Source organism: Falsihalocynthiibacter sp. S25ZX9, from assembly GCF_041205405.1.
Lineage (GTDB): Bacteria > Pseudomonadota > Alphaproteobacteria > Rhodobacterales > Rhodobacteraceae > Falsihalocynthiibacter > Falsihalocynthiibacter arcticus.
This window is the reverse complement of the sequence record NZ_JBGFCD010000109.1, coordinates 1-352: the sequence shown is the minus strand read 5'-3', so window position 1 is coordinate 352 and position 352 is coordinate 1. Positions and strand designations below refer to the sequence as shown.

Genomic DNA, 352 nt, shown 5'->3' with positions numbered 1-352 from the left:
ATCCATGTTCTTTGGCATTAACTCTAGAGCATTTTTGGGTTCATTTGAGCAGAGTATCCATTTCGCTTTCCAGTGCTTTTGTTCGTAGGTTCGCATGCCATCAGCATAATAGTTCGAGTTTAAGGACGCCATCTTACAAGCCACTTCAGGGCTGGAGACATAGTCTCCAAGGCGAACATGGACATATGCAAAGTCTTCGGCAATTTGTGGGAGGGCTGTCAGGCATCCCAAGCGTTCGACAACGTTTTCTCGAAGCTCACCAAGGATATCCTCAAAACTATTAAAGTTCACCGGAACTCCAATGATGCACACAGGGGTACAAATTTGGGAAAATGACCCAAAATTCGGATGC

At 45.2% G+C, this 352-nt stretch carries 1 protein-coding gene; it reads right to left on the bottom strand.

Translation table 11 applies throughout. The features are described 5' to 3' along the window. Window positions 1-291: alpha-1,2-fucosyltransferase (locus tag AB9F29_RS21500; protein ID WP_369757201.1), on the bottom strand; the 291-nt coding region annotated here is incomplete at its 3' end. Between the last annotated feature and the right edge of the window lie 61 nt (window positions 292-352).